Genomic DNA, 24,935 nt, shown 5'->3' on the forward strand with positions numbered 1-24,935 from the left:
GTGCGCACTGCCTACGCCGGTAGGATGGCCGCAACCCATTCACAAGGCAGTCTCATGAGTTACTCCATCAACCTGGAGGGCCGCGTGGCCCTGGTCACCGGCGCTTCCAGCGGGCTGGGCGCGCAGTTCGCGCGCACGCTCAGCGCGGCGGGCGCCTGCGTCGTGCTGGCGGGCCGGCGCGTCGAGCGGCTGAAGGACCTGCGCGCCGAGATCGAGGGCGGCGGCGGCGACGCCCACGTCGTGTCGCTGGACGTGACCGACGTGGCCAGCATCAAGGCCGCGGTGGCGCACGCCGAGACCGAGGTCGGCACGCTGGACATCCTGATCAACAACTCCGGCGTCAGCACCACGCAGCGCCTCACCGACGTCACGGAGAACGACTACGACTACGTGATGGACACCAACACGCGCGGCGCCTTCTTCGTCGCGCAGGAGGTGGGCAAGCGCATGCTGGCCCGCGCGCGCGGCGCGGCGCCGGGGGCCTTCGTCGGCGGGCGCATCGTCAACGTCGCGTCGATGGCGGGCCTGCGCGTGCTGGGCCAGATCGGCGTCTACGCGATGAGCAAGGCCGCCGTCATCCACATGACCCGCGCGATGGCGCTGGAGTGGGGCAAGTACGGCATCAACGTCAACGCGATCTGCCCCGGCTACATCGACACCGAGATCAACCACCACCACTGGGGCACCGAGCAGGGCAGGAAGCTCGTCGAGCTGCTGCCGCGCAAGCGCGTCGGCCAGCCGCGGGACCTGGACACCGCGCTGCTGATGCTCTGCGCCAACGAGAGCCACTTCATCAACGGCGCGGTGATCCAGGCCGACGACGGGTTCGGCGTCTGATGGGCCGCCGCGACCTGACCCCGCTGGAGGCCCGCGTGCTGGCCGTCCTCGTCGAGAAGGAGTCCACCGTGCCGGACAGCTACCCGCTGTCCGCCAACGCGCTGACCGCCGGCTGCAACCAGAAGACGGCGCGCGACCCGGTGATGGACGTGGCTGAGGCCGAGGTGCTGGCCACGGTGGAGGAGCTGAAGGCGCTGCACCTCGTCAACACGGTCAGCGGCAGCCGCGTCGTGCGCTACGAGCACAACTTCGCGCGGGCGCTGGGCGTGCCCGGCGCGGCGGTGGCGCTGCTGGCGCAGCTGATGCTGCGCGGCCCGCAGACGGCGGCCGAGCTGCGCCAGAACACCGAGCGGCTGCACCGCTTCGCGGACGTGTCGTCGGTGGAGGGCTTCCTGGAGGAACTGGCCGGCCGGGAGCCGCCGTTCGCCGTCCGGCTGCCGAAGGCGCCCGGCGCGCGCGAGGCCCGCTGGGCGCACCTGCTGTGCGGGCCGGCCGCGTCGTTCGACCAGGCGGTGGCCGCCGCGGCGCCGCGCGACGAGGACGTGGCCCTGCTGCGCGCCGAGGTCGCCGCGCTGCGGCAACTGGTCAACCGCATCGCGGCGGAACTCGGCATCGAGCCCTGAACTCGACAAGGCCGCCGCGCCGGGTCTATTTGTGTCCTGACCCACCCCGTCCAGCAAAAAAAACCATGAGATACCTCGTCCCCGCCGTCAAGAAGCTCACCCATGAATACCGCATCCAGCTGCGCTGGGGCGACATGGACGCGATGGGCCACATCAACAACACGCTGTACTTCCGCTACCTGGAGATGGCGCGCATCGACTGGCTGACCCGCATCGGCGCGCCGCCCAACCCGGGCGGCCAGGGGCCGGTCATCGTCAACGCGTTCTGCAACTTCTACCGGCAGCTGAAGGCGCCGGGCGAGGTGCTGGCCCGGCACTACGTCAGCGACCCCGGCCGCACCGCCTTCGAGACCTGGATCACGCTGGAGCGCGTGGACGAGCCGGGCCTCATCTACGCCGAGGGCGGCGCGACGACGCTGTGGTTCGACGCCCGCACCGACAAGGCCATCGCCCTGCCGGACTGGGTGCGCGAGATCGTCCGTCCTGAAGGGGCGCCGGAGGGCGCGGCCCGATAGTGCCCTCCGTGAGCGGAGGAATGGCATGGCCCTCAGGACGCGACGTGCTCCTGGAGCGCCTCTTGAGCCAGGGTGTTGATGCTCTTGCCCTGGGCCTGCGCCTCGATGGCCAGCCGTTCGTGCAGCTCGGGCGAGATGCGCAGATTGAACCTGCCGGAAAAGTGGCGTCGCGGTTCGAGCCCCTTTTCCTTGCACACCTCCAGAAAGACACCGAGTGATTTCCTGAACTCGGCCCGCAGCTCCTTCGGGTTCTTGCCGTAAAAGTCGGCGCCGCCGTTCAGGCCGAGAATTTCACCCCGAAAGAGATCCAGCTCTTCGTCGTATTCGATCTTCGCGTGGTAGCCGTCCACCGTCATGACGTTCATGGTTCCACTCCGTGCTGCTCCAACCACTTGCGGACGCTTGCGACGGCACCCTTGTCCGTGTCTGGAGAAGGGTGAGGTCGATGGAACACGCGCACCTCTTCGAACAGAACGACGGCAACGCGGCTGCCTTCCCGCTCACTCACCTCGGCACCCAGCTCCACGAACAAGGACTCGATGTCGCGCCACGGGACGTTTCCACTCACCGGGCGCGCAAAGATCAGCTCAAGCGTGCGCTGATGCTTCCGCTTCATGCCGGCATGGTACCAAGATCAGGTACTTGACCAGCGCGGAACACCGCACCCTCACCTGAACGTGTAGCGGGCGCTGACGTAGCCGTAGCGGCCGCGCGGGTCGGTGTAGCTCGGGTCGTAGCCGACCAGGAAGAAGTAGACCTGCTGCGAATACGGCGGCGCCTTGTCGAACAGGTTCTGCACGCCGGCGCGGAAGGTGAGCGATTTCGTCGCTTCCCAGGCGGCGGACAGGTTCCACAGCGAGTAGGCGGCGACCTTGCGGTCGTCCTTGCCGATGATGTGCTGGTCGGTGTAGCCCGACAGGTAGCTGTTGGACACCATGGCCGAGAACGGGCCTTGCGCCCAGTCCAGGCTCAGCGTGTGCCGCCAGCGCTGCACGGCGCCGTCGTTCACGAAGCGGCCCAGGTTGCTGACGAAGGGGTCGCCGTCGCCGGTCTGCTGCTTGGATTTCAGCGTCAGCGTGCCGTTCAGGTGCAGGCTGAATTCGCCGACGCCGGTCTTCAGGCCGGTCAGCGCCAGGCCCAGGTCCAGGCCGGAGATCTTCTGCTTGCCGCGGTTCTCCTTGATCAGGTCGATGCCGCAGATCTCGTAGTCGTCGGGGTCGTAATAGTCGGCGCAGTCGGCCGGCAGGCTCTGGTCCCAGTAGCGATGCACCAGCGAACCGTATTTGTTGAGGTCGTTCAGGATCACGTCCACGCCCAGCGTGCTGATCAGGTTGCTTTTCTCGATGTTCCAGTAGTCGAGGTTGATGCTGACGCCGCGGCGGGGCTCGAACACCGCGCCGGCCGAGAACTGCCGCGACTTCTCCGGCTTCAGCCTGGCGTTGCTGTAGTTGTAGGTGCCCCAGCCTTCCGAGCAGTCGGTGGCGGTGTTGTCGGGGTCGGCGTCCAGGCAGACCGGGTCCACGACGACGGCCGCGTTGCCCAGCGTCAGCGGCCGGTACAGGTCGGACATGCTCGGCGCGCGGAAGCCCTTGCCCAGCGACGCGCGCAGCAGCAGCTCAGGCGTGGGCACGTACCGCAGGCCGACCTTGGGGCTGAGCGCGCCGCCGCTGACCTGGTAGTGCTCGTAGCGCATCGCCGCCTGCACCTCCAACTGCTTGGTGACGGGGGCGCTGATCTCGCCGAACACCGCGCTGACCTTGCGCGAGTTGCCGAAGTCGGAGTCCGGGCCCTGGGAGCTTTCGCCCATGATGTTGTCCTGCTTGAGCGCGTCGGACTGGTGGTAGCGCTGCTTCTCGCGGCGCAATTCGCCGCCCAGCGCCAGCGCCAGGTCGCCACCGGCCAGGGGCATCAGGCCCTTGGACATGCGGAAGTCCAGGCTGTCCATCGTGCCGATGGCGCGGCGCACCTCGCCGCGGATCTGCGCCTGCTCGTACAGCGCCAGGCCGGCGGCATCGGACGGGCCGAAGGGGTTGAGCGTGCCGGCGGTGAAGCCGTCCAGCACCATCTGCTCGTTCAGGTAGCCCTGCGAATCGCGGTCCGACACCTTGCTGGTGCTGTGGTTGTAGGCCCATTCATAGTCCCAGCCGTCCAGCGTGCCGTTGGTGCCGATGACGAAGCGGTTGCCCGTGGACACCAGCTCGCTGGTGCGCAGGCCGGCTTCGACGAGACGGGTGCGCACCGTGATGATGCGTTCCTCGTCGTCCGCGTCCAGCGCGTTCAACGCGCTGTTGCGCAGCGCGGCCACCTGGGACACGTCCAGGTCCACGTCGGTGCGGTTGGGCGTGCCGGAGTAGAAGGTGCGGGCACGGGCCAGCGACGCCTCGGCAAACAGCTGGTGGCCGCCGCCCAGATCCACGACGCCGCGCGTGAACAGGCTGCTCTTGCGCGACTTGGGGTAGAGCTCGATGTCGCGCATGAAATCGAAGGTGCAGCCGTCCGTGCCGCCGATGCCGTCGGGCAGGTACAGGCTGCCGTTCGCCGGGGCGCAGCCGGTGGCTGCCGCGGGGTTGACGTTGCGGGAGTCGATGACCGTCTTGCCATTGGCCGAGAAACCTTCGGCGATCAGCGTGTCGCGCTGGGAGCTCGACAGGCGCATGTTGCCGGGGAAGCCGTAGCTGGACAGCTGGTCCGGCAGGTTGCCGGGGATGTCCAGTTCCTTGATGAACTTGCGCTGGCTGGCATTGAGGTTGCCGGTTCGCTGCAGGTCCAGCACCGCCATCACGTTGAAGCCGTCGCGGCCATAGTCGCCGAAGCCGCCGGCCAGCGTCGCCGAGCGCTTGGCTGCGCCGCCCTCGCGGGTGTTGCCGGCCAGCACGCTGAGGTCGATGCCGCGGAAATCCTTGCGGGTGATGAAGTTGATCACGCCGCCGATCGCGTCCGAGCCGTACAGCGACGACGCGCCGTCCAGCAGGATTTCGACGCGCTGGATCGCCGCGGCGGGGATGCTGTTCAGGTCCACGCCGGCGCCGTCGCCCGGCGACGCGAAGTTGGCCATGCGGCGGCCGTTCAGCAGCACCAGCGTGGACGACACGCCCAGGCCACGCAGGTTGGCCGCGTTGAAGCCCATCTGGTCGCGGAAGCCGCCGGTGCCGATGCTGCCGCCGTCCGTCAGGTTGTTGGCGCTGGCGCTGAGGCGGGCGATCAGCTCGGCGGCGGTCGTCACGCCGGCCTTGTCGATGTCGTTGCGCGTGATGACCTGCACCGGCAGCGCGGTCTCGCCCTCGATGCGCTTGATGGCCGAGCCGGTGATCTCCACCCGTTCGAGCTGGGACTGGGTTTGCGCCTGCGCGCCCGGCGCCAGCAGGGCGAGGGCGGCGGCAGCGGCGGTGGCGAGGCGGGAGTGGCGGGGAATGCGCATGGTGGGCCTTCTGAAGTTGGCGTGAGTCTAGGCATGCCCGCGCCGGCCGCCGCCGCTCGCGGGTGGGACCGTCTCGCGCACGCCACGCCGCAGCGGCGAAGCCAGCCTCCGCGCTCTGTCATCATGCGCGGTCTGATTCCAAGGAGGGACGTGGGTATGAGGGCATGGATCTGGGCCGGCGCGGCCGCGCTGGCGATGGCCGTGGGCGTGCAGGCGGCGCCGCCGGCGGCCAAGCAGCAACCGCATCCGCAGCCGCGCGCCGCCGCGGCAGCGGTGCCGACTCCGGCGCCGGCCGTGGCGCCCGCCCCGGCCCGGCCGGCGGCCGGCGACGGCGCGCTGATCCCCGAGCCCGATCCCGCGATCCGCGGCTACGCCATCCCCATCGGCGGCGCGCTGAAGGCGGACAACGAGGAAGTCTGGCAGCGCATCGTGCAGCTGGCCGGTGGCAAGGGGGCGCGCTTCGTCGTCTTCGGCACCGCCAGCGAGGACCCGGAAGCCAGCGCCAAGCAGGTGGTGGACCTGCTGCAGCGCCGCGGCGCGGTGGCCGAGGCGCTGCCGGTGGCGCCCAAGTTCCTGTGGGTGGACCTGAACAAGGTGGTGCGCGACCCGGCGCTGATCGCCAAGGTCAAGGCCGCCCGGGGCATCTTCTTCACCGGCGGCACGCAGGAGCGCATCGTCGACGTGCTGCAGCCCGGCGGCCAGAGCACGCCGATGCTGGAGGCGATCTGGGACGTCTACCGCAAGGGCGGCGTCGTCGCGGGCACCTCGGCCGGCGCGGCCATCATGAGCACCATCATGTTCCGCGACGCGCCCAGCATCATCAACATCCTCAAGGGCCGCTTCGCCGACGGCAAGCAGGTGGACCGCGGCCTGGGCTTCGTCGGCCCGCACCTGTTCGTGGACCAGCATTTCCTCAAGCGCGGGCGCTTCGGCCGCATGGTGCCGCTGATGATGGCCAAGGGCTACAAGCTAGGCCTGGGCGTGGACGAGAACACGGCCGCGATCATCCGCGGCGACGAGATCGAGGTCATCGGCGACCGCGGCTGCCTGGTGGTGGACCTGACCGAGGCCCACAGCGACGAGGCGCTGGGCGCGTTCAACGTGCAGGGCGCCCGCATCTCCTACCTGGAGCACGGCGACCGCTACCACATGCGCGCGCGCGCCACCACGCCGTCCGCGCCCAAGCTGCGCGGCGAGCTGCACGACGCCGAGTCGCCCAACTTCCGCGCCTACTACACCGAGGACGTGTTCAACCTCGACATGCTGGGCGATTCCGCCGTCTCCAACGCGATGACGCGGCTGATCGACAGCTACCGGCGCGAGATCAAGGGCCTGGCCTTCGACGCGCTGCCGCGCCCGGGCGATCCGCTGGCGGACCAGGGCTTCCTGTTCCGCATCTACAAGGGTCCGGACTCGCTGGGCTGGAGTACCGAGGAGTTCGGCGGCGAGCAGTTCACCGTCGCCAACCTCTACCTGGACATCAGCCCGGTGCGCCTGCCGATGCCGCTGTACGGCAGCTGGGCCGGCACGGCGCCCCGGCCGGCGGCGCCCGCGTCCTCGGCCCCGACTCCTGCCGCCGCCGCTCCGGCCCCGTCGGGGTCGTGAGCGGCACCGTCATCGCCATCGGCGGCGCGCTGAAGGCCGACAGCGCCGCCAGCGATGCCGTCTGGCGGCGCCTGGTCGATGCGGCCGGCGGCCCCGGCGCGGCGGTGGCCGTGTTCGCCACTGCGGCGGCCGAGCCCGAGCGCAGCGCCGCGCAGGCCGGGCAGGCGCTGCAGCGCTGCGGCGCCCGCGCCGAGCTCATTCCCGTGGCGCCGCACCTGCGCGGCGTGGACCTGCAGGCCGCGCTGCACGACCCGGCGCTGATCGCCCGCGTGGCGGCCAGCCGGGCCGTGTTCTTCTGCGGCGGCGCGCAGGAGCTGATCGTCGACACGCTGCAGCCCGGCGGCCGGCCCACGGCGATGCTGGAGGCCATCCGCGGCGTGTTCGCGGCCGGCGGCGTGGTGGCCGGCACCAGCGCCGGTGCGGCGGTGCTGAGCCGGCTGATGTTCCGCGACGCGATGGACAGCCTGGCGGTGCTCAAGGGCCGCTGGCGTGCCGGGCGGGAGTACGACCACGGCCTGGGTTTCGTCGACCCGGACCTGCTGATCGACCAGCACTTCCTCAAGCGCGGCCGCATCGCCCGCATGCTGCCGGCGCTGCAGGCGCTGGGCCTGCGCCGCGGCCTGGGCGTGGACGAGAACGCCGCCGTCGTCTTCCGCGGCCCGCAGCTGGAGGTCATGGGCGGCAGCGGCGCGCTGCTGGTGGACCTGAGCGGCGCCAGCAGCGACCCCGCGCTGCCGGCCTTCAACCTGCGTGGCGCGCGGTTGTCCCACCTCGGGCCGGGCGACCGCCACGACCTCGCCAGCGGCCTGACCACGCCCGCCGGCCACAAGCTGCAGTCGCCCTGCATCGACCCGGCCGCGCCCGGCTTCCAGCCCGGCCTGCCGCAGGAGCGCTACTTCCTCGACATGCTCGCCGAGCAGGCGCTGCCGGCCGCGCTGGCCCAGCTGCTGGACGGCCCCGCGCCGCTGGTGCGCGGGCTGGCCTGCCGGGTCGATCCGAGGCCGGGCGACCCGGCGCCGGACCTCGGCTTCGAGTTCCGGCTGCGCCGCGGCCCCGGCCTGGTCGGCTGGTGCAGCGGCGAGGCCTACACCGTGCTCGGCGCGCTGCTGGACGTGGTGCCGGTGCGCCTGGCCCGGCCGCTGTTCACGCCGCTGTGAACCCCGTGCCTGGGCCGGCCACAATCGCGGCCATGAACGACATCGACACCCGATCCGAAGGCTTCCAGCGCGTCAGCGCCGCGCTCGCGGCCCTGGCCCACCCGCACCCCCCGCAGTGGCTGGCGGTGTCCGCCCGCACGGCGCAGGAGGCGGCGGATGCGCTCGGCGTCACGCTGGGGCAGATCGCCAAGTCCGTCGTCTTCCGCCGCAAGGCCGACGACACGGCCGTGCTCGTCATCACCTCGGGCGACAAGCGCGTGGACGAGAGCAAGCTCAAGTCCCTCACCGGCGCGCTGGGCCGGGCCGACGCCGATTTCGTCAAGGCCCGCACCGGCTTCTCCATCGGCGGCGTGTCGCCCGCGGGCTTCGCGCCGGCCGATGGCGGCGCGCCGCCGCAGCTCTTCATCGACCGCGAGCTGTTCCGCTTCGACGTGATCTGGGCCGCCGCCGGCCACCCCCACGGCGTGTTCCGGCTGAGCCCGGACGAGCTGGCGCGGCTGACCGGCGCGCCGGTCATCGACGTGGTGCAGGCGTGACGCCAGCGGTCGCGTCCCCCTGCACCCGGGTCTGCCGGATGGACGCGGCCAGCGGCTGGTGCCGCGGCTGCGCGCGTGGCCTGGACGAGATCGCCGGCTGGGGCGGCGCGCCCGAGGCCCGGCAGCGCCAGATCCTGGCCCAGCTGCCCGGGCGCCGCGCCGAGCTGCGCCGCCGCGGCCTGTGGCTGGCGCCCGTGCCGCCGGGCGGGGAGGCGCGCGCGTGAAGTACCTGAGCTTCTACTTCGACCCGCGCTGCCCGGACGCCGCGCAGGCCTTCGACGCGCTGCCCGAGGCGCTGGCGGGGCACAGCGTGGAGGTGGTCTACCGGCCCGTCCCGGCCGCCGCGCAGGCGCCGCAGGACGAGGCGCTGCTGCACCTGGCCTGGGCCTGCGCGGCGCCGGCCGGGCAGCCGGGCGACACGCCGGGCCGCTGGGTCGTCGAGCAGCTGCTGCACCACGTCCGTCAGCACGGCGGCGCGGCGCGCCTGGAAGACCTGGCCGAGCTGGCCCGGCGCCTGGCGCCGCCGCAGGACCCGGCCGGCGAGGCCGTGAAGCAGCGCCTGCGCCGCGAGGCCGCGGCCGCGCGGGCGCTGGGCGTGTCCGGCGAGTTGCCGGTGGTGGCGCTGGACGGCCGGCTTTTCCCCTCTCGGGATTTACCCGTGAGCGGCATGGGTTCCCGCATTGAGAAAAGCTGACCGCGGGTTCCTGCGGGGTTTGTCAGCCCCGGTTCAGACTCGCGTCAGAACACGGTCAGAGGGCCTCGCAATAGTCACGCCGCAAGGATCGCCCCGCCGTGGGGAGGTCCGACAACAGACGGAGACTATTCATGGCAACTGCAGCAGGTTCCGCCGCGGCGCCGATGACCGCCGAGGAGAAGAAGGTCATCTTCGCCTCCTCGCTGGGCACGGTGTTCGAGTGGTACGACTTCTATCTCTACGGTTCGCTGGCGGCCATCATCGCCAAGCAGTTCTTCGCGGGGCTTGATCCGCAGGCCGCGTTCATCGCGTCGCTGCTGGCGTTCGCCGCGGGCTTCATCGTGCGGCCCTTCGGCGCGCTGGTGTTCGGCCGCCTGGGCGACATGATCGGGCGCAAGTACACCTTCCTGGTCACCATCCTCATCATGGGCCTGTCGACGTTCATCGTCGGCGTGCTGCCCGGCTACGCCACCATCGGCGCGGCGGCCCCGGTCATCCTGATCGGCCTGCGCCTGCTGCAGGGCCTGGCGCTCGGCGGCGAGTACGGCGGCGCGGCCACCTACGTGGCCGAGCACGCGCCGCACGGCAAGCGCGGCGCCTACACGTCGTGGATCCAGACGACCGCGACGCTGGGCCTGTTCCTGTCGCTGATGGTCATCCTGGGCACCCGCACCGTGCTGGGCGAGAAGGACTTCGGCGAATGGGGCTGGCGCGTGCCCTTCATCGTCTCCATCCTGCTGCTGGGCATCTCGGTGTGGATCCGGCTGTCGATGAACGAGTCGCCGGCCTTCCAGAAGATGAAGGCCGAGGGCAAGACCTCCAAGGCGCCGCTGTCCGAGTCCTTCGGCCAGTGGAAGAACCTGAAGATCGTGCTGCTGGCGCTGTTCGGCCTGGTCGCCGGCCAGGGCGTGGTCTGGTACACGGGCCAGTTCTACGCGCTGTTCTTCCTGACCTCGGTGCTGAAGGTCGATGCCGCGAGCGCCAACATCTGGATCGCGATCGCGCTGCTGCTGGGCACGCCGTTCTTCGTCGTGTTCGGCACGCTGTCCGACAAGATCGGCCGCAAGCCCATCATCATGGCCGGCCTGGTGCTGGCGGCGGTGACCTACTTCCCGCTGTTCAAGGCGCTGACCGCCGCGGCGAACCCCGCGCTGGCCCATGCGCAGCAGGCCTCCAAGGTCACGCTGACCACCGCGACGGCCTCCTGCTCCTTCCAGGGTAGCCCGACGGCGCGCGAGGTGGACTTCACCAGCGCCTGCGACATCGCCAAGCGCGCGCTGGCCCTGTCGTCCGCCAGCTCCGAGACGGTGGAAGCCGCGCCCGGCGCGCCGACCGTCGTGCGCGTCGGCGAGAAGGAACTCGTCGTCCCGGCCGCCACCAAGCTGACCGAGCACAAGTTCGACGAAGCCAGCACCAAGGCCATCGCCGCCTTCAAGAAGGACCTGGCGGACGCGATGAACGCCGCCGGCTACCCCGCCAAGGCGGACCTGAGCCAGGCCAATGTGCCGCTGGTCGTCGGCATCCTGTTCATCCTGGTGCTGTACGTGACCATGGTCTACGGCCCGATCGCGGCGATGCTGGTGGAGATGTTCCCGACCCGCATCCGCTACACCTCGATGAGCCTGCCGTACCACATCGGCAACGGCTGGTTCGGTGGCCTGCTGCCCTCCATCACGTTCGCGATGGTGGCCCAGAACGGCAACATCTATCACGGCCTGTGGTACCCCATCGTCATCGCGGTGGTCACCTTCGTGATCGGCGTGCTGTTCGTGCGCGAGACCAAGGACGTGGACATCTACGCGAAGGACTGATGCCCCTCGCCCAGCGCCCGGCCCGGACCTGCTGGATACCGGGCCGGGCCTGAATCCCGAACAGAAGCCGGCGCGAGCCGGCTTTTTGCATGGGCGCGCGACTTCAGTTGAGCGTCAGCCTGGCTGCCCAGAATGCGCCCATCCCCAATACCTCCCGAGGAGACCCGAGCATGTGGAAGTTGATCGTTGGCTTCATCGCCTTTGCCGCGCTGGCGCTGTTCATCCTGACCAAGAGCGGGGGCGACATCGACCTCAGCGGCGAGAAGCACGACGTGACCGGCGGCCATGAGCCGGCGGCGGCCTCGGCGCCGGCCGCCCTCGAGGCACCCTCCGCACCGGCCGCCGACGCCGCCTCCGAGCCCGCGTCCGCCGCGTCCGCTCAGTGAGGGTCGGCTGAGGCCTCGCCGCCGGCGCGCTGCGGCGCGACCAGCGGCAGGCGCATCAGCATCTCGGTGCCCTGGCCGGGCGCCGAGCGCACCTCGATCTGCCCGCCCAGCACGTTCGTGACGATGCTGTGCACGATGTGCATGCCCAGGCCCGAGCCGCCGGTGCCGAGCTTGGTGGTGAAGAAGGGATCGAAGATGCGGCGGCGCACCGGCTCGTCCATGCCGCGCCCGTCGTCGCTGACGCTGAGTTCCGCCTCGGCGTCGTTCAGCCGCCCGCAATGCACCGTCACGCGGCCCTGCGCCAGGCCCTCGAAGCCGTGCAGCAGCGCGTTCATCAGCAGGTTGGTCAGCACCTGGCCCAGCGCGCCGGGGTAGCTGTTCATCAGCAGCCCGCGGCACAGCCGGGTCTCGATGACGAAGGGCGTGTGCTTGAAGCTGGGCTCCACCATCACCAGCACGTCCTCCACCACCTTGCCGAGGTCGAACTCGCGCCGCAGGTCGGCGGTCTGGTCGATGGCCACCTGCTTGAAGTCGCGCACCAGGTCGGCGGCCTTCTGCACGTTGCGCTGCAGGATGTCCTGGCCGCGCCGCGTGTCGCGCGCCAGCTCCTCCAGCGTGCTGCGGCGCAACTGCACGGTGCCGGCGAGCATGGCCTCCAGCTGCTTGTAGCGGTCGTCCAGCGCCGACACCACCGTCAGCGCATTGCCCAGCGGCGTGTTCAGCTCGTGCGCGACGCCGGCCACCAGCCGGCCCAGCGACGCCAGCTTCTCGCTCTCCACCAGCTCGTGCTGCGCCTTGCGCAGCGTCTGCAGCGCCTCGGACAGCTCGGTGTTGCTGGCCGTCAGCTGCGCGGTGCGCTGCGCGACCGTCTCCTCCAGGTTCACGTTGTGCTGGCGCAGCGCCTCGAAGGCCGACAGCAGCGCCTGGCGCATGCGCTCCATCGCGCTGCCGACGCGGGTGATCTCGTCCGCGCCGCCGATCCGCAGCGGCTGCTGCAGCCGGCCGGCGGCGAGCGCCTCGGCGGCGCGGGTCAGCTCGGTCATCGGGCGCAGCACGAAGCGCTGCAGCACCCACAGCATCAGCGCCAGCGACAGCGCCAGCGTCAGCCCGCTGCGCCACACGGCGCGCCACATCTCGGCCTGCTTGGCCTGCAGCAGCGGCGCGGCGCTCATGCTGACCGTCAGCTTGGCGATCTCGCGGCCGTCGCGCTGGATGGGGCGGGTCTGGCTGAGCGTCAGCGCGGCCTCGCCGGCCTCCTGCGGCCGCTGCAGTGCCAGGAACGGCGCCGAGGCCGCCGGCTCCGCCACCTTGACGGCGACGAAGCGCGGGTCGCCCATCTGCGCCTTCACCATGGGCTCGGCCAGGTCGGGGGACACCTGCCACACCGGCTCGGCCAGCGACAACGACATGATCTCGCTGGTGCGCTCGAGGTCGCGCCGCAGGTCTTCCATCGCCGTCTCGCGGGTCTTCTGGCCGTCGTACAGCAGCACCGCGGTGGTGGGCAGCAGCAGGCCCAGCAGCAGCGCCAGCACCACGGCGACCCGCAGCGAATTGCGTTGCCAGCCGGGCGGCCGGGGGGGCGGTGGGGGCAGGGCGGCGGCGGGCGGCGGGGCGGGGCTGTCCGGCATGGGCGGGCGGTCGAAGGCGCGCCAGTGTAGGGCTGCGGCATGCGGCCGGACGGCGCATCCGGCGCCGTCCGGCTCCGGGTTTTTCCCGGGCCGGCGCGCTTCGGCGGCGCGGGGGTGCGCCCCCACAATCCGCCGCCACGCGGCGCCCGGGTGGCGCCTGGACAACCGAGACGAGGACATGACTTCAGTGAAGCGTTGGCTGGGCCTGGCGGTGTGGTGGGTGGCCTGCATGGGCATGGAGGGCGCGGCGGCGCAGGGCGCGCTGCGCATCGGCATGGTGGCCGGGTTCACGGGCCCGGAGGCCGTCCCGGTGCAGGAAAGCGCGGACGGCGCGCGCCTGTACTTCGATGCGGTGAACGCGCAGGGCGGCATCCGCGGCCAGCGCATCGAGCTGCTGACCCAGGACGACCGCCACGACCCCGCCGCCGCGGCCGCCCAGGCCCGCTCGCTGGCCAGCCAGGGCGTGCTGGCGCTGATGCTCAGCCGCGGCACCGGCCCCACCGAGGCCCTGCTGCCCGTGCTGAAGGCGCAGCGCCTGCCGCTGCTGGCGCCGGCCACGGGCGCCGTCGGCCTGCGCGAGCCGGTGCAGCCCTATGTGTTCCACCTGCGCGCCAGCTACCCGCAGGAGGCCGAGCGCGCGGTCCGGCACCTGGCCGGCATCGGCGTGAAGCGCATCACCATCGTGCAGGTCAACGACGCCTTCGGCAACGACGCCGGCAAGGGCGCCATCCGGGGGCTGGACGCGGTCAGGCTGCGCGCGCTGTCGCACCTGCGCTTCGACGGCCGCAGGCCCGACCTCGCGCCGACCATGCACGCCATCGCCCGGGCCGGCATCGAGGCCGTCGTGCTGATCGGCCCCGGCGCCGCGGTCGTCGAGGGCGTCAATGCGCTGCGCGCGGCCGGCTCGACGGCGCACGTGGCCACGCTGTCCAACAACGCCACCGGCGAGTTCGTCAAACGCCTGGGCGCGAACGCGCGCGGCGTCATCGTCACGCAGCTCTTCCCCTACGAGCGCTCCACGGCCCACCCGCTGGTGCGCGAGGCGCTGGGCCTGGCCCGGGCGGCGGGCCGCGGCGAGCTGACGCCCGCGCAGCTGGAGGGCTTCGCCGCCGCCAAGCTGGTGGTGGAGGCGCTGCGCCGCGCCGGCAAGGACCTCACGCGCGACGGCGTGCTCAAGGCGCTCGAAGGCCCGCGCATCGACCTGGGCGGCCTGCAACTGCGCTACGGCGACAAAGACCATGGCGGCCTCTCGTTCACCGACGTGTCCATCATTGGGCCCGACGGCAAATTCTGGCGATGATGTGGCCGGCGGCGCCGGCCGCCGCCGAGGCAGGAGGTGAGCCATGGATCTCGGGTTGAAAGGCCGCTGGGCGCTGGTCTGCGCGGCCAGCAAGGGGCTGGGGCGCGGCTGCGCCGAGGCGCTGGCGGGCGAGGGCGCCCATGTCGTCATCACCGCGCGCGGCGTGGCGGACCTGCTCGCCACCGCCGAAGCGCTGCGCGCGCGCCACCCGGGCGTGGAGGTGCGCAGCGTCGTGGGCGACATCGGCACGCCGCTGGGCCGCGCGGCCGCGCTGGCGGCCTGCCCGCAGGTGGACATCCTCGTCAACAACGCCGGCGGCCCGCCGCCCGGCGACTTCCGCGACTGGGACCGCGACGCCTGGCTCGCCGCGCTGGACGCCAACATGCTGGCGCCCATCGAGCTGATGCGCGCCACGGTGGACGGCATGGCCGCGCGCGGCTTCGGCCGCGTCGTCAACATCACCTCCGGCGCCGTGAAGTCGCCCATCGCCGTGCTGGGCCTGTCCAACGGCGCGCGCTCGGGGCTGACCGGCTTCGTCGCCGGCCTGGCGCGCCAGCCGCGGCTGGCCGCGGCGAACGTGACGATCAACAACCTGCTGCCCGGCGCGTTCGACACGGACCGGCTGCACAAGACCTTCGCCGCCAGCGCGGCCGCCGCCGGCGCCAGCGTGGCCGACGTGGCCGCCGCGCGCCGCGCCGCCATCCCGGCGCAGCGCTTCGGCAGCGCGGCCGAGTTCGGCGCGATCTGCGCGATGCTGTGCAGCGCGCAGGCCGGCTACCTGACCGGGCAGAACATCCTGCTGGACGGCGGCAGCTACCCGGGGACGTTCTGATGGCCACGCCCAGGCGCCTCGCCGCCAGCCGCGCGGACGCGGCGCGCGCGCTGGGCTTCGCGCACGCGCAGGAGCGCTTCTTCCAGATGGACCTGATGCGCCGCAACGCGGCCGGCGGGCCGCTGCCCTTCCTCCCCGGCGAGACCCGCCACCGACTGGTGCTGAAACCATGACGACTTCCTCCCCCCGCATCGCGCTGGTCACCGGTGCCGGCTCCGGCATCGGCCGCGCCGTGGCCCGCGCGCTGGCGCAGGACGGCTGGACGCTCGCGCTGCTGGGCCGCCGCACGGCGCCGCTGCGCGAGACCCTGCCCGACGCGCTGCACCTGGGCGCCGACGTGGCCGACGCCGCCCAGGTGGACGCCGCCTTCGCCGCGCTGCGCGCGCGCTTCGGCCGGCTGGACCTGCTGTTCAACAACGCCGGCATCGGCGCGCCGGCCCTGCCCATCGACGCACTGGACGTGGCGCAGTGGCGTGCCGTGGTGGACACCAACCTGACCGGCAGTTTCCTGTGCGCCCGCGCCGCCTTCGCGCTGATGAAGGCGCAGGCGCCGCGCGGCGGCCGCATCATCAACAACGGCTCCATCGCGGCGCACGCGCCGCGGCCGAACTCGGCGCCGTACACGGCCACCAAGCACGCGATCACGGGCCTGACCAAGTCGCTGAGCCTGGACGGCCGCGCCTTCGACATCGCGGCCGGCCAGATCGACATCGGCAATGCCGCGACCGAGATGGCCGCGCCGATGCAGCGCGGCATCGCCCAGGCCAACGGCCAGATCGCCGTCGAGCCGACGATGGACGTCGCGGACGTGGCCCGCGCGGTGGTCTACATGGCCTCGCTGCCGCTGTCGGCCAATGTGCAGACGATGACGGTGATGGCGCGGGACATGCCGTTCGTCGGGCGGGGGTGAGCCCGAAGGCTGTGCGCCATATACTCCCGCGCTATACGCAAGGAGGCACCCATGGCCATCAGCTCCGTCTTCATCAACAACCGCACCCAGGCCGTCCGGCTGCCGGTGGAGTTGCGCCTGCCCGAGGACGTGCGCAAGGTCGATGTGCGGGCGCGGGGCAGCGAGCGCATCATCGCGCCCGTCGGCCAGAGCTGGGACAGCTTCTTCCTGGGCGGCCCCCCGGTGAGCGACGACTTCCTGCCCGAGCGCGCCGCGCAGCCGCTCACGGAGCGGGAGCCGCTGTGACATGCTGCGCTATCTGCTCGACACCAACATCGTCATCTACGTGCTGAAGCGGCGCCCCGTCGAAATGCTGCACCTCTTCAACCAGAACGCCAGCCGCATGGCGATTTCCGCGATCACGCTGGCGGAGCTGGTCCACGGCGCGGAGAAGAGCAGCCAGGTCAGCGACAACCTGCTGGCGATCGAAGATTTCTGCAGCCGCCTGCAAGTGCTGCCCTACGGCCCCAAGGCCGCCCAGCACTACGGCGCGATCCGCGCCGTGCTGGAGAAGGCGGGCCAGCCCATCGGCGTCAACGATCTGCACATCGCCGCCCACGCCCGCAGCGAGGGACTGACCGTGGTCACCAACGATGTCGGCGAGTTCGCGTGGGTGCCGGCCTTGCAGGTCGAGAACTGGGTGGGCGGCTGACCATGGCGCTGCTTCGCCTCCTGCTTCGCGTCGTGATCCTGCTGGCCGGCGCCGCCATCGGCCTGGCCCTGTTCCTGTTCGCCGTCATCGCTTTCGTCGGCCTGCTGCTCTATGGCCTGGTCACGGGCCGCAAGCCCGCCGTGCAGTTCCGCATGAACCGCAATCCCTGGGCGCCGCGGCGCCCGCCGGCGGACGAGACCGGCGAGGTGGTGGACATCGAGGTGCGCGAGGTGCCGGACGCGCCGCCGCTGCCGCTGCCGCACTCCGGGCCGGACGCGCCGCGCTGACCGGCCGTGCCGAGGCGCCGAAGCGCGCCTCACCAGGCCTTGCGCTGCAGCTCTTCGAGGATCTCGCCGTAGATGCGGTAGCGGCTGGCGCTGATGCGTCCGGCCTGCACGGCGGCCTGCACGCCGCAGCCGGGCTCGTGGATGTGGGTGCAGTTGTGGAAGCGGCAGTCGGCGTGCTCGCGCAGGTCGGGCATGTAGCGCCACAGTTCGGCGGCGTCGATCTGGCGCAGGCCGAATTCCTGGAAGCCGGGCGAGTCGATCAGCGCCGTCTCGCGCGTGGCGTCGGTCCAGTACCACTGCGTCGTCGTCGTCGTGTGGCGGCCGGAGTTCAGCGCCTGCGAGATCTCGCCGACCTGGGCCTGCGCGTCGTCCACCAGCAGGTTGATCAGCGTGCTCTTGCCGGTGCCGCTGGGGCCGAGCACGAAGCTGCGCCGGTCTTGCAGCCAGGGCGTGAGCGTGGCGCGCGAGCCGTCGCGGTCGGCCTTCAGCGCGACCTCGAACATCCGCAGGCCCATCGCGCGATAGGGCGCGAGCCGCTCGCGCGCGGCGTCGGCGCCGGGCAGGTCGATCTTGTTCAGCGCGATGGCGGCGGAGATGCCGGCGGACTCGGCGGCAATGAGCGCGCGGGCGAGCTGGCTCTCGCTGAACACGGGTTCGACGGCGACGAGGATGAGCAGCTGGTCCAGGTTCGCGGCGAAGCTCTTGGTCTTCCACTCGTCCTGGCGGAACAGCAGGTTGCGGCGCGGCTCCACGGCCTCGATGACGCCCTCGTCGCGGCTGGCCTCGGCGAAGCGCACCTGGTCGCCGACCACCGCGTCGCTCTTCTTGCCGCGCGGGTGGCAGACGAGGCGGTGGCCGTCGGCGTCCTCGACGATGTAGTGGCGGCCGTGGCCGCGCACCACCAGCCCCAGGTCGAGCGCGCTGAACTTGCTCAAGCGGCGGCTTCCGGCAGCGCGCTCACCTGCGCCGCGCAGATCGCGTCGTTCAGCGTCAGGCCGCCGCGCGCGTGCGTCGAGAAGCTGACGGTGCAGGCGTCATACCCGACGAGCATTTCGGGGTGGTGGTCCTGCGCATGCGCGATCTCGGCGACCGCATCGACGAAGGCCATGGTCTGGTAGAAGTTCTGGAAGCCGAAGCGGCGGCCGATGACCCGGTTCCCGGCGTCGGGCAGCCAGCCGGGCAGGGCGGCCAGCACGCGGGCGCGGGTGTCGGCGTCCAGCAGCGGCGCCTTGGGGTCGCATTGGGCGAGCAGGAGGTTCATGAGGCGAGCGCCGCGAGCCGTTCGGCCGCGGGCGGGTGCGAGTAGTAGAAGCGGGCGTAGACGGGGTCGGGCGTCAGCGTGCCGGCATTGTCCTCGTGCAGCTTGAGCAGCGCGGACGACAGGTCGGCCCCGCTGGCCTGCGCGCGGGCGTAGGCATCGGCCTGGAACTCGTCGCGGCGCGAGAAGTGGCTGGCCAGCGGCGTCACGAAGAAGCCGAACACCGGGCCCGCAAGCATGAACAGCAGCAGCGCCAGCGCGTCGTTGGGCGCGCCCAGCGAGGGCTGCACGCCCAGGCCCAGGTAGAACGCCGGCTGCCGGGCCAGCCAGCCCAGCAGCGCGAAGCCGGCCAGGCTGAGCGCGAACATCAGCACGACGCGCTTGGCGATGTGCCGGTGCTTGAAGTGGCCCAGCTCGTGCGCCAGCACGGCCTCCAGCTCGCCGCCGTCGAGCTTGGCCAGCAGCGTGTCGAAGACCACCACGCGCTTGGCCGGGCCGAAGCCGCTGAAATAGGCGTTGCCATGCGCCGAGCGCCGGCTGCCGTCCATCACGAACAGCCCCTTGGCCGCGAAGCCGCAGCGCGCCATCAGCCGCTCCACGCGCGCCTTGAGCGCCGCGTCGGCCAGCGGCTCGAAGGTGTTGAACAGCGGCGCGATGACGGTGGGGTACAGCACCATCACCAGCAGCTGGAAGCCCGCCCACGCGCCCCAGGCCCACAGCCACCAGCGCGGGCCGGCGGCGCCCATCAGCCACAGGATGAGCGCGACGATGGGCAGCCCCAGCACCACGCCCACCAGCAGGCCCTTGAGCGCGTCGGCCGCGTAGAGCCTGGGCGTCGTGCGGTTGAAGCCGAACGCCTGCTCGATGCGGAAGGTGGCCCACAGCTGCCACGGCAGCTCCAGCAGCGCGCCGATCAGCACGAACGCCGCCACCAGGCCGAGCTGGTAGCCCATGGCCTGCCAGCCCGGGCCTAAGCCCAGCAGCGCCTGGCTCGCGTCCAGCACCCAGGCGTTCAGCGCGCCGAGGCCGCCCAGCAGCGTCCAGCCCAGCAGCACCGCCGCGTCGAAGGCCATCGCCAGCAGGCCGAAGCGGCCACGGGCGACGGTGTAGTCGGCCGCCTTCTGGTGCGCGGACAGCGGCACGCGGCCGGCGAACGCCAGCGGCACCCGGCCGCGGTGCGCGGCGACGTGGCGGATCTGGCGCGATGACAGCCAGAACCTGAGCAGCAGGGAGGCCGCGAGCGCCAGGGCGAACGCGAGGGATGGCAGCAGCGGGGACATGGCCGCGAAGTTTAGGCTGCGACAATTTGCGCACTCCCCCGCCGATTGCCGACAAGAAAGCGCGCCATGCCCGACACCCTCGCCCCCAGCGACGACAACCTGATCTGGATCGACCTCGAAATGACCGGGCTGTACCCCGACACCGACCGCATCATCGAGATCGCCGTCGTCGTCACCGACGCCCACCTGGAGCGGCGCGTGGAAGGCCCGGTCTTCGCCGTCCACCAGAGCGACGCCACGCTGGACGCGATGGACGCCTGGAACAAGGGCACCCACGGCAGGAGCGGCCTCATCGACCGCGTCAAGGCCTCCACCATCCGCGAGGCCGATGCCGCCGCGCAGACCCTCGACTTCCTGAAAGCCTACGTGCCCAAGGGCAAGAGCCCGATGTGCGGCAACAGCATCTGCCAGGACCGCCGCTTCCTGGCCAACTACATGCCGGAGCTGGAGCGCTTCTTCCACTACCGCAACCTCGACGTGTCCACGCTGAAGGAACTGGCCAAGCGCTGGAAGCCGGCGGCGCTGGAGGGCTTCAAGAAGGCCCAGGCCCACACCGCGCTGGCCGACATCCACGAGTCCATCGACGAGCTGGCGCACTACCGCGCGACCCTGCTGGCGCTCTGATGGCGCCGCAGGCCGGCCGCCTCCACGCCGCGTTCGACTTTCCCCGCCATCCGCTGGCGCGCGAGGACGGCGAGCGGCTGCGCGGCTGCTGGACGGCGCCGCCGGCCCGCTGGCTGCGGGCGATGCGGCGGGCCGAGGTGCGCGGCGTCATCGCCGACGCCGAGGCCGCCGCGCGCGCCGGCGCCTGGGTGCTGGGCGGCCTGCGCTACGAGGCCGCCGCCGCGTTCGACGCCGTGCTGGCCACCCGGGAGGCGGACGCGCCGCTGGCCGAATTCGCCGTCTACGACACGGCGCCCGGCCCCTGGCCGGAGGCGCCGCCGGCATTCACCGGCCCGCTGGGCTGGCGGGACGACGGGCCCGACGCGACCGCCGCCATCGAGCGCATCCGCGACTGCATACGGGCCGGCGATTGCTACCAGGTCAACCTGACGACGCGGCTGCGCGCGCAGGCCGGTGCGCTCGACCCCGAACGGCTCTTCCTCGCGCTGCACGCCAGCCAGCCGGGCGGCTTCAGCCTGTTCCTGCGCGAGGCGGGCGCGGCCAGCGTGTCGCCCGAACTCTTCTTCGACTGGCGCCCCGTGCCGGGCGCCGTCCAGGCCCCCAACTGGCTGCTGGCCGCCCAGCCGATGAAGGGCACGGCCCCGCGCGGCCGCGACCGCGTCGACGACGAGGCCGCGCAGCAGCACCTGCGCAGCAGCGAGAAGGAGCGCGCCGAGAACCTGATGATCGTGGACCTGCTGCGCAACGACCTCAGCCGCGTCGCGCAGCTGGGCACGGTGCGCGTGCCGCGCCTGTTCGAGCTGCATGCGCTGCCGACCGTCTGGCAGATGACCTCCACCGTCACCGCCGTCAGCCGCGCCGGGCTGACGCTGGCGGACGCCTTCGCGGCGCTCTTCCCCTGCGGCTCCGTGACCGGCGCGCCCAAGGTGCGCGCGATGCAGATCATCCGCGACCTGGAGCCCGCGCCGCGCGGCTGGTACTGCGGCGCGCTGGGGCTGATCCAGCCGGGCGGCGTGGCGACCTTCAACGTGCCGATCCGCACCGTCGAGTTCAATGGCGATCAGCTGAACTGCGGCATCGGCAGCGCCATCATGCTGGACAGCGAGCCCGCCGCCGAGATCGCCGAATGGCGCGCGAAATCGCGCTTCCTGGCCCGTGCCGAAGCGCCCGTCGAGGCGCTGGAGACGCTGCGGCTGCAGGACGGCGTGGCCCTGCGCGGCGACGCGCACCTGGCCCGCATGCAGCGCACCGCGCGCCACTTCGGGCTGCGCTTTTCGCCGGCGGAGGCGCGGGCGTATCTGCAGGCCGTCGCGGCCGCCCAGCCGGAAGCAAGCTGGCGATTGCGCCTGACCTGCGACGCCGAAGGCCGCCTCGCGCACACGCTGGCCGCCTTCACCCCGACGCCCGGGCCGGTGGCGCTCGCGCTGGCCGACCGCCCGATCGCCACGCGCGGCCCCGGCGCGGAGTTCCTCGCCCACAAGACGACGCGCCGCGAAGCCTATGCCGGCTTCAGCAAACCGGCCGGCGCCTTCGACCTCATCCTCTGGAACGAGGCCGGCGAACTGACCGAATGCAGCTTCGGCAACCTCGCGCTGCGGCTGGATGGTGAGTGGCTGACCCCGCCGCTGTCCGCCGGCCTGCTGCCCGGCGTGCTGCGCGCCGAGTTGCTGGCGCAGGGCCGCCTGCGCGAGGCGCGGCTGACGCGCGACGACCTCGCGCGGGCCGAGGGGCTGGCCTTCTTCAACAGCCTGCGCGGCTGGCTGCCGGCTTTACGGTGCTGAAGAGAGCTTGCGATCCTGCGGATCGCCAGGTGCGTCGGGCACCTGCTCCAGCGCAGCCAGGAAGGCCGCGCGGCGGCCGCGTGCGGCGCGCTGCTCCAGGTATTGCTCGGTGGCGAGCGCAGAGAGCTTTTCGGCCAGGGCCGTGCTGATGAGCTGGTTGACCGAAATGCCTTCCGCGGCGGCAAATGCCTTGGCGTTCTTGTGCAGGGACTCGGGCAGGCGGATGCTCAGGGCGCTCATGGGGTTTCTCCTTGCAAGGCGGCCAGAAACTGTTGCGGAGTGACGATGTCGATGCCGAACGGGGTGGCGGCCGCGAAGTCGCGCACGTTCCAGGTCACGATGCTGTTGCATTGCCCATTCACGGCGGCTTCCAGCACCATGTCGTCCTTGGCGTCCGGCAGCTGCGGGCGCCAGAGGAAATGCACGGTCTGCCGCACGGCAACGGCGCATAGATAGTCCAGCAGGTCGTGCACCGCCTGTGGCGGGACGGGCACGAGGCCGGGCCTCAGCAGGACGGCCTCGTACTCCATGACCAAGGGTACGGAGACGACGGGCTGGAACTGCCCGAGCCCCAGGCGGGACAGCAGGTCAAACGACCAGCCGATGCGCGAGCGCAGCGCCGCCACCAGCACATTGGTGTCGATGACGATGCGAGGTGAGACTGGCATGGTATCGCCGATGATACCTTGTGGATCGAGTTGTTTCGCCGACCATTCTGGATGGACGGCATGGAGTTGCTGCGGCAGCAGGGGCTTCCGGGGCGGAAAAGGCGCAGGCCTAGCAAAAACCCTGATCCCCTGCTATACTCGCCGCTTCGCCTGGGCCAGCCCCGGGTGTTCCACGTCTCCTCTGACCTCGTTCGATCATTCGAATCGGACTCCGAACACGGATCGGTCGGCGGCGATGAAGCCGTCGCTTTGACTGACTGTTCCCCCGCGCCGCACCCGGGCTGACGTATTTGCCCGAGCCGCACGACGCGAGCTGATCTCTCTCCCAGCGACTTTTGATGATTCCGAAGAGCCTGACGCTCCTCGGCGCTGCGCCTTTGCCTTGGCGCGGCGTGACTGTGAACGAAAGAACGAACGATGAGTTTCGAGACCCTGGGCCTGAGCCCCGCCGTGCTGCAAGCCGTCAAGGACGCCGGCTACGAGAACGCCACCGACGTGCAGGCGCAAGCCATCCCCGCCGCCATCGCCAACAAGGACCTGATGGTCTCGTCGCGCACCGGCTCGGGCAAGACGGCCGCCTTCATCCTGCCGGCGCTGGAGAAGATCCTCGCCGCGCGCGGCGACAACACCAAGCGCCGTGAGAAGGGCGTCATCTACGGCCCGCGCGTGCTGGTGCTGGCGCCGACCCGCGAGCTGGCGATGCAGGTCAGCAAGGCCGCGCAGACCTATGGCCGCCACATCCCCGGCCTGAAGGTCGCCACCGTGCTGGGCGGCATGCCCTATCCGCTGCAGATCCGCCAGCTCACCGGCCCGCTGGACATCCTGATCGCCACCCCCGGCCGCCTGCTGGACCACCTGGCCAGCGGCAAGTGCGTGCTGAGCAACGTCGAGATGCTGGTGCTGGACGAGGCCGACCGCATGCTGGACATGGGCTTCATCGACGACATCAACGTCGTCACCAGCCACACGCCGGACACCCGCCAGACGGTGATGTTCAGCGCCACCTTCGCCGGCCACGTCGGCCGTCTCGCGCAGCAGCTGCTGAAGGAGCCGCAGCGCATCGAGGTCGCCACGCACACCGACACGCACGAGAACATCACCCAGCGCCTGCACTGGGCCGACAACCCGCACCACAAGGACCAGCTGCTGGAAGCCATCCTGGCCGCGCCGGAGCTGGAGCAGGCCGTCGTCTTCACCAGCACGCAGCGCGACGCCGACTGGCTGGCCGACCGCTTGGCCGAGATCGGCCACGCCTGCGCCCCGCTGCACGGCGCGATGCCGCAAGGCAAGCGCAACCGCGTGCTGATGGGCCTGCGCCGTGGCGACCTGCGCGTGCTGGTGGCCACCGACGTCGCCGCGCGCGGCATCGACGTGCCGACCATCAGCCACGTCATCAACTACGGCCTGCCGATGAAGGCCGAGGACTACGTCCACCGCATCGGCCGCACCGGCCGCGCCGGCCGCACCGGCCTGGCCATCACGCTGGGCCTGCGTGACGACGTGGGCATGATCCGCCGCATCCAGCAGTTCACGACGCAGACCATCCCCGTGCAGCAGATCGCCGGCCTGGAGCCCAAGACGCAGGAGCCGCGCATCTTCCCGCCGCGCCCGGCTGGCCAGGGCTTCGAGCGGGGCGGCGACCGCTTCGGCGGCCGCCCGGGCTTCGGCAACAAGAGCTTCCGCCGCGACGACGGCGGCCGCCCGCACCATGGTGGCGGCAAGCCCTTCGGCCACGGTGGCGATCGCGGCTTCGCGCCGCGTGGCGACCACCGGGGCTTCCACGGCCGTGACGACCGCGGCTTCGCGCCGCGCGGTGGCGACGACCGCGGCTTTGCCCCGCGTGAAGACCGTGGCTTCGCCCCGCGTGGCGAAGGCCAGGGCTTCCAGCCGCGTGGCGACAACCGCGGCTTCCAGCCGCGTGAGGACCGTGGTTTCCCGCCGCGCGGCGACCGTCCGTTCCACGGTGATGGCAAGCCGGCATTCGGCGGCAAGCCCAGCTTCGGCGGCGAGCGTCCGTCGTTCGGCGGCGACCGCCGCGGCCCGGGCGGCCCGCGCAAGGGTGGCTTCGGCCGCTGACCCGCGGCAGGCGCCGGG

29 protein-coding genes are annotated in these 24,935 nt (G+C 71.6%); 20 read left to right on the plus strand and 9 right to left on the minus strand.

Annotated elements, in window-relative coordinates; all coding sequences use genetic code 11:
• Positions 1–54: 54 nt before the first annotated feature.
• From QM788_RS12720 to QM788_RS12730, 3 genes are all read left to right on the plus strand, one after another.
• Positions 55–837 (plus strand): SDR family oxidoreductase, encoded by a 783-nt coding sequence (locus tag QM788_RS12720; protein WP_415661843.1) that lies wholly within the window; start codon positions 55–57, stop codon positions 835–837.
• On the plus strand, positions 837–1,460 hold the full coding sequence (locus tag QM788_RS12725) for a YceH family protein (protein ID WP_415661844.1): 624 nt from the start codon (positions 837–839) through the stop codon (positions 1,458–1,460). The genes QM788_RS12720 and QM788_RS12725 overlap by 1 nt, the downstream gene beginning before the upstream one ends.
• A gap of 65 nt (positions 1,461–1,525) precedes the next feature.
• Positions 1,526–1,975 (plus strand): acyl-CoA thioesterase, encoded by a 450-nt coding sequence (locus tag QM788_RS12730; RefSeq protein ID WP_415661845.1) that lies wholly within the window; start codon positions 1,526–1,528, stop codon positions 1,973–1,975.
• Between the two features lie 32 nt (positions 1,976–2,007).
• Here the strand turns inward: QM788_RS12730 and QM788_RS12735 are convergent, their stop codons facing one another.
• The 3 genes from QM788_RS12735 to QM788_RS12745 are packed head-to-tail and all read right to left on the minus strand — an operon-like array spanning position 2,008 to position 5,393.
• Positions 2,008–2,340 carry a type II toxin-antitoxin system HicB family antitoxin gene (locus tag QM788_RS12735; RefSeq protein ID WP_415661846.1) on the minus strand — a complete coding sequence of 111 codons (333 nt, stop codon included), beginning with the start codon at positions 2,338–2,340 and terminating at the stop codon, positions 2,008–2,010.
• Entirely contained in the window at positions 2,337–2,591 is a 255-nt protein-coding gene (locus QM788_RS12740) for a type II toxin-antitoxin system HicA family toxin (RefSeq protein ID WP_415661847.1), read from the minus strand. Before QM788_RS12740 ends, QM788_RS12735 begins: the two co-directional genes overlap by 4 nt.
• A gap of 51 nt (positions 2,592–2,642) precedes the next feature.
• Positions 2,643–5,393, minus strand: coding sequence for a TonB-dependent receptor (locus tag QM788_RS12745; RefSeq protein ID WP_415661848.1), 2,751 nt, complete (start codon positions 5,391–5,393; stop codon positions 2,643–2,645).
• A gap of 156 nt (positions 5,394–5,549) precedes the next feature.
• Here QM788_RS12745 and QM788_RS12750 point away from each other — a divergent pair, with 156 nt between their 5' ends.
• The 7 genes from QM788_RS12750 (at position 5,550) to QM788_RS12780 (ending at position 11,582) form a co-directional block, all read left to right on the plus strand.
• Positions 5,550–6,998, plus strand: coding sequence for a cyanophycinase (locus QM788_RS12750; protein ID WP_415661849.1), 1,449 nt, complete (start codon positions 5,550–5,552; stop codon positions 6,996–6,998).
• Complete coding sequence (locus QM788_RS12755) at positions 6,995–8,155, plus strand: cyanophycinase (protein ID WP_415661850.1); 1,161 nt, start codon at positions 6,995–6,997, stop codon at positions 8,153–8,155. The genes QM788_RS12750 and QM788_RS12755 overlap by 4 nt, the downstream gene beginning before the upstream one ends.
• A gap of 32 nt (positions 8,156–8,187) precedes the next feature.
• Positions 8,188–8,691, plus strand: a complete 504-nt coding sequence (locus tag QM788_RS12760; RefSeq protein WP_415661851.1) for a YbaK/EbsC family protein — start codon at positions 8,188–8,190, stop codon at positions 8,689–8,691.
• Positions 8,688–8,915, plus strand: a complete 228-nt coding sequence (locus QM788_RS12765; RefSeq protein WP_415661852.1) for a DUF1289 domain-containing protein — start codon at positions 8,688–8,690, stop codon at positions 8,913–8,915. Before QM788_RS12760 ends, QM788_RS12765 begins: the two co-directional genes overlap by 4 nt.
• The gene (locus tag QM788_RS12770; protein WP_415661853.1) at positions 8,912–9,385 is read left to right on the plus strand and encodes a DsbA family protein; all 474 of its coding nucleotides are present in this window, start codon (positions 8,912–8,914) and stop codon (positions 9,383–9,385) included. Before QM788_RS12765 ends, QM788_RS12770 begins: the two co-directional genes overlap by 4 nt.
• Positions 9,386–9,516: 131 nt before the next feature.
• Positions 9,517–11,196: an MFS transporter gene (locus QM788_RS12775; protein ID WP_415661854.1), complete on the plus strand. Its 1,680-nt coding sequence runs from the start codon at positions 9,517–9,519 to the stop codon at positions 11,194–11,196.
• A 170-nt stretch (positions 11,197–11,366) separates the two neighbouring features.
• Positions 11,367–11,582, plus strand: coding sequence for a hypothetical protein (locus QM788_RS12780; protein WP_415661855.1), 216 nt, complete (start codon positions 11,367–11,369; stop codon positions 11,580–11,582).
• Here QM788_RS12780 and QM788_RS12785 read toward each other — a convergent pair.
• On the minus strand, positions 11,576–13,210 hold the full coding sequence (locus QM788_RS12785; protein WP_415661856.1) for a sensor histidine kinase: 1,635 nt from the start codon (positions 13,208–13,210) through the stop codon (positions 11,576–11,578). The two genes, QM788_RS12780 and QM788_RS12785, sit on opposite strands and share 7 nt — an antisense overlap.
• 178 nt (positions 13,211–13,388) lie before the next feature.
• Here QM788_RS12785 and QM788_RS12790 point away from each other — a divergent pair, with 178 nt between their 5' ends.
• From QM788_RS12790 to QM788_RS12820, 7 genes are read left to right on the plus strand one after another with little or no spacing between them, the layout of a single operon-like run.
• Complete coding sequence (locus QM788_RS12790) at positions 13,389–14,510, plus strand: ABC transporter substrate-binding protein (protein WP_415661857.1); 1,122 nt, start codon at positions 13,389–13,391, stop codon at positions 14,508–14,510.
• Positions 14,511–14,553: 43 nt separating this feature from the next.
• Positions 14,554–15,342 (plus strand): SDR family oxidoreductase, encoded by a 789-nt coding sequence (locus tag QM788_RS12795; RefSeq protein WP_415661858.1) that lies wholly within the window; start codon positions 14,554–14,556, stop codon positions 15,340–15,342.
• Positions 15,342–15,515 (plus strand): penicillin acylase family protein, encoded by a 174-nt coding sequence (locus QM788_RS12800; RefSeq protein WP_415661859.1) that lies wholly within the window; start codon positions 15,342–15,344, stop codon positions 15,513–15,515. Before QM788_RS12795 ends, QM788_RS12800 begins: the two co-directional genes overlap by 1 nt.
• A complete protein-coding gene (locus QM788_RS12805; protein ID WP_415661860.1) occupies positions 15,512–16,252 on the plus strand; it encodes an SDR family oxidoreductase in 741 nt (246 codons plus the stop codon). The genes QM788_RS12800 and QM788_RS12805 overlap by 4 nt, the downstream gene beginning before the upstream one ends.
• Positions 16,253–16,303: 51 nt before the next feature.
• Entirely contained in the window at positions 16,304–16,537 is a 234-nt protein-coding gene (vapB, locus tag QM788_RS12810) for a type II toxin-antitoxin system VapB family antitoxin (protein ID WP_415661861.1), read from the plus strand.
• A 1-nt stretch (position 16,538) separates the two neighbouring features.
• Positions 16,539–16,943: a type II toxin-antitoxin system tRNA(fMet)-specific endonuclease VapC gene (gene vapC / locus QM788_RS12815; protein ID WP_415661862.1), complete on the plus strand. Its 405-nt coding sequence runs from the start codon at positions 16,539–16,541 to the stop codon at positions 16,941–16,943.
• Positions 16,944–16,945: 2 nt separating this feature from the next.
• Positions 16,946–17,230, plus strand: a complete 285-nt coding sequence (locus QM788_RS12820) for a hypothetical protein (protein WP_415661863.1) — start codon at positions 16,946–16,948, stop codon at positions 17,228–17,230.
• A 29-nt stretch (positions 17,231–17,259) separates the two neighbouring features.
• Here the strand turns inward: QM788_RS12820 and rsgA are convergent, their stop codons facing one another.
• The 3 genes from rsgA to QM788_RS12835 are packed head-to-tail and all read right to left on the minus strand — an operon-like array spanning position 17,260 to position 19,768.
• Positions 17,260–18,165 (minus strand): ribosome small subunit-dependent GTPase A, encoded by a 906-nt coding sequence (gene rsgA / locus QM788_RS12825; protein ID WP_415661864.1) that lies wholly within the window; start codon positions 18,163–18,165, stop codon positions 17,260–17,262.
• On the minus strand, positions 18,162–18,491 hold the full coding sequence (locus QM788_RS12830; RefSeq protein ID WP_415661865.1) for a 4a-hydroxytetrahydrobiopterin dehydratase: 330 nt from the start codon (positions 18,489–18,491) through the stop codon (positions 18,162–18,164). Before QM788_RS12830 ends, rsgA begins: the two co-directional genes overlap by 4 nt.
• A complete protein-coding gene (locus QM788_RS12835) occupies positions 18,488–19,768 on the minus strand; it encodes a M48 family metallopeptidase (protein ID WP_415661866.1) in 1,281 nt (426 codons plus the stop codon). Before QM788_RS12835 ends, QM788_RS12830 begins: the two co-directional genes overlap by 4 nt.
• Positions 19,769–19,834: 66 nt before the next feature.
• Between QM788_RS12835 and orn the strand changes: the two genes are divergently transcribed.
• Together orn and QM788_RS12845 are read left to right on the plus strand one after the other, a co-directional pair.
• Entirely contained in the window at positions 19,835–20,392 is a 558-nt protein-coding gene (gene orn, locus QM788_RS12840; protein WP_415661867.1) for an oligoribonuclease, read from the plus strand.
• Positions 20,392–22,173 carry a chorismate-binding protein gene (locus tag QM788_RS12845; protein WP_415661868.1) on the plus strand — a complete coding sequence of 594 codons (1,782 nt, stop codon included), beginning with the start codon at positions 20,392–20,394 and terminating at the stop codon, positions 22,171–22,173. The genes orn and QM788_RS12845 overlap by 1 nt, the downstream gene beginning before the upstream one ends.
• Here QM788_RS12845 and QM788_RS12850 read toward each other — a convergent pair.
• Positions 22,162–22,413: a toxin-antitoxin system HicB family antitoxin gene (locus QM788_RS12850; protein ID WP_415661869.1), complete on the minus strand. Its 252-nt coding sequence runs from the start codon at positions 22,411–22,413 to the stop codon at positions 22,162–22,164. The two genes, QM788_RS12845 and QM788_RS12850, sit on opposite strands and share 12 nt — an antisense overlap.
• Positions 22,410–22,841 carry a putative toxin-antitoxin system toxin component, PIN family gene (locus QM788_RS12855; protein ID WP_415661870.1) on the minus strand — a complete coding sequence of 144 codons (432 nt, stop codon included), beginning with the start codon at positions 22,839–22,841 and terminating at the stop codon, positions 22,410–22,412. The genes QM788_RS12850 and QM788_RS12855 overlap by 4 nt, the downstream gene beginning before the upstream one ends.
• Positions 22,842–23,258: 417 nt before the next feature.
• On the opposite strand from QM788_RS12855, the gene QM788_RS12860 reads away from it, so the two are divergent.
• Positions 23,259–24,917 carry a DEAD/DEAH box helicase gene (locus tag QM788_RS12860; RefSeq protein WP_415661871.1) on the plus strand — a complete coding sequence of 553 codons (1,659 nt, stop codon included), beginning with the start codon at positions 23,259–23,261 and terminating at the stop codon, positions 24,915–24,917.
• Positions 24,918–24,935: the final 18 nt, after the last annotated feature.

Source organism: Roseateles sp. (genome assembly GCF_047654785.1).
GTDB lineage: Bacteria > Pseudomonadota > Gammaproteobacteria > Burkholderiales > Burkholderiaceae_C > Pelomonas.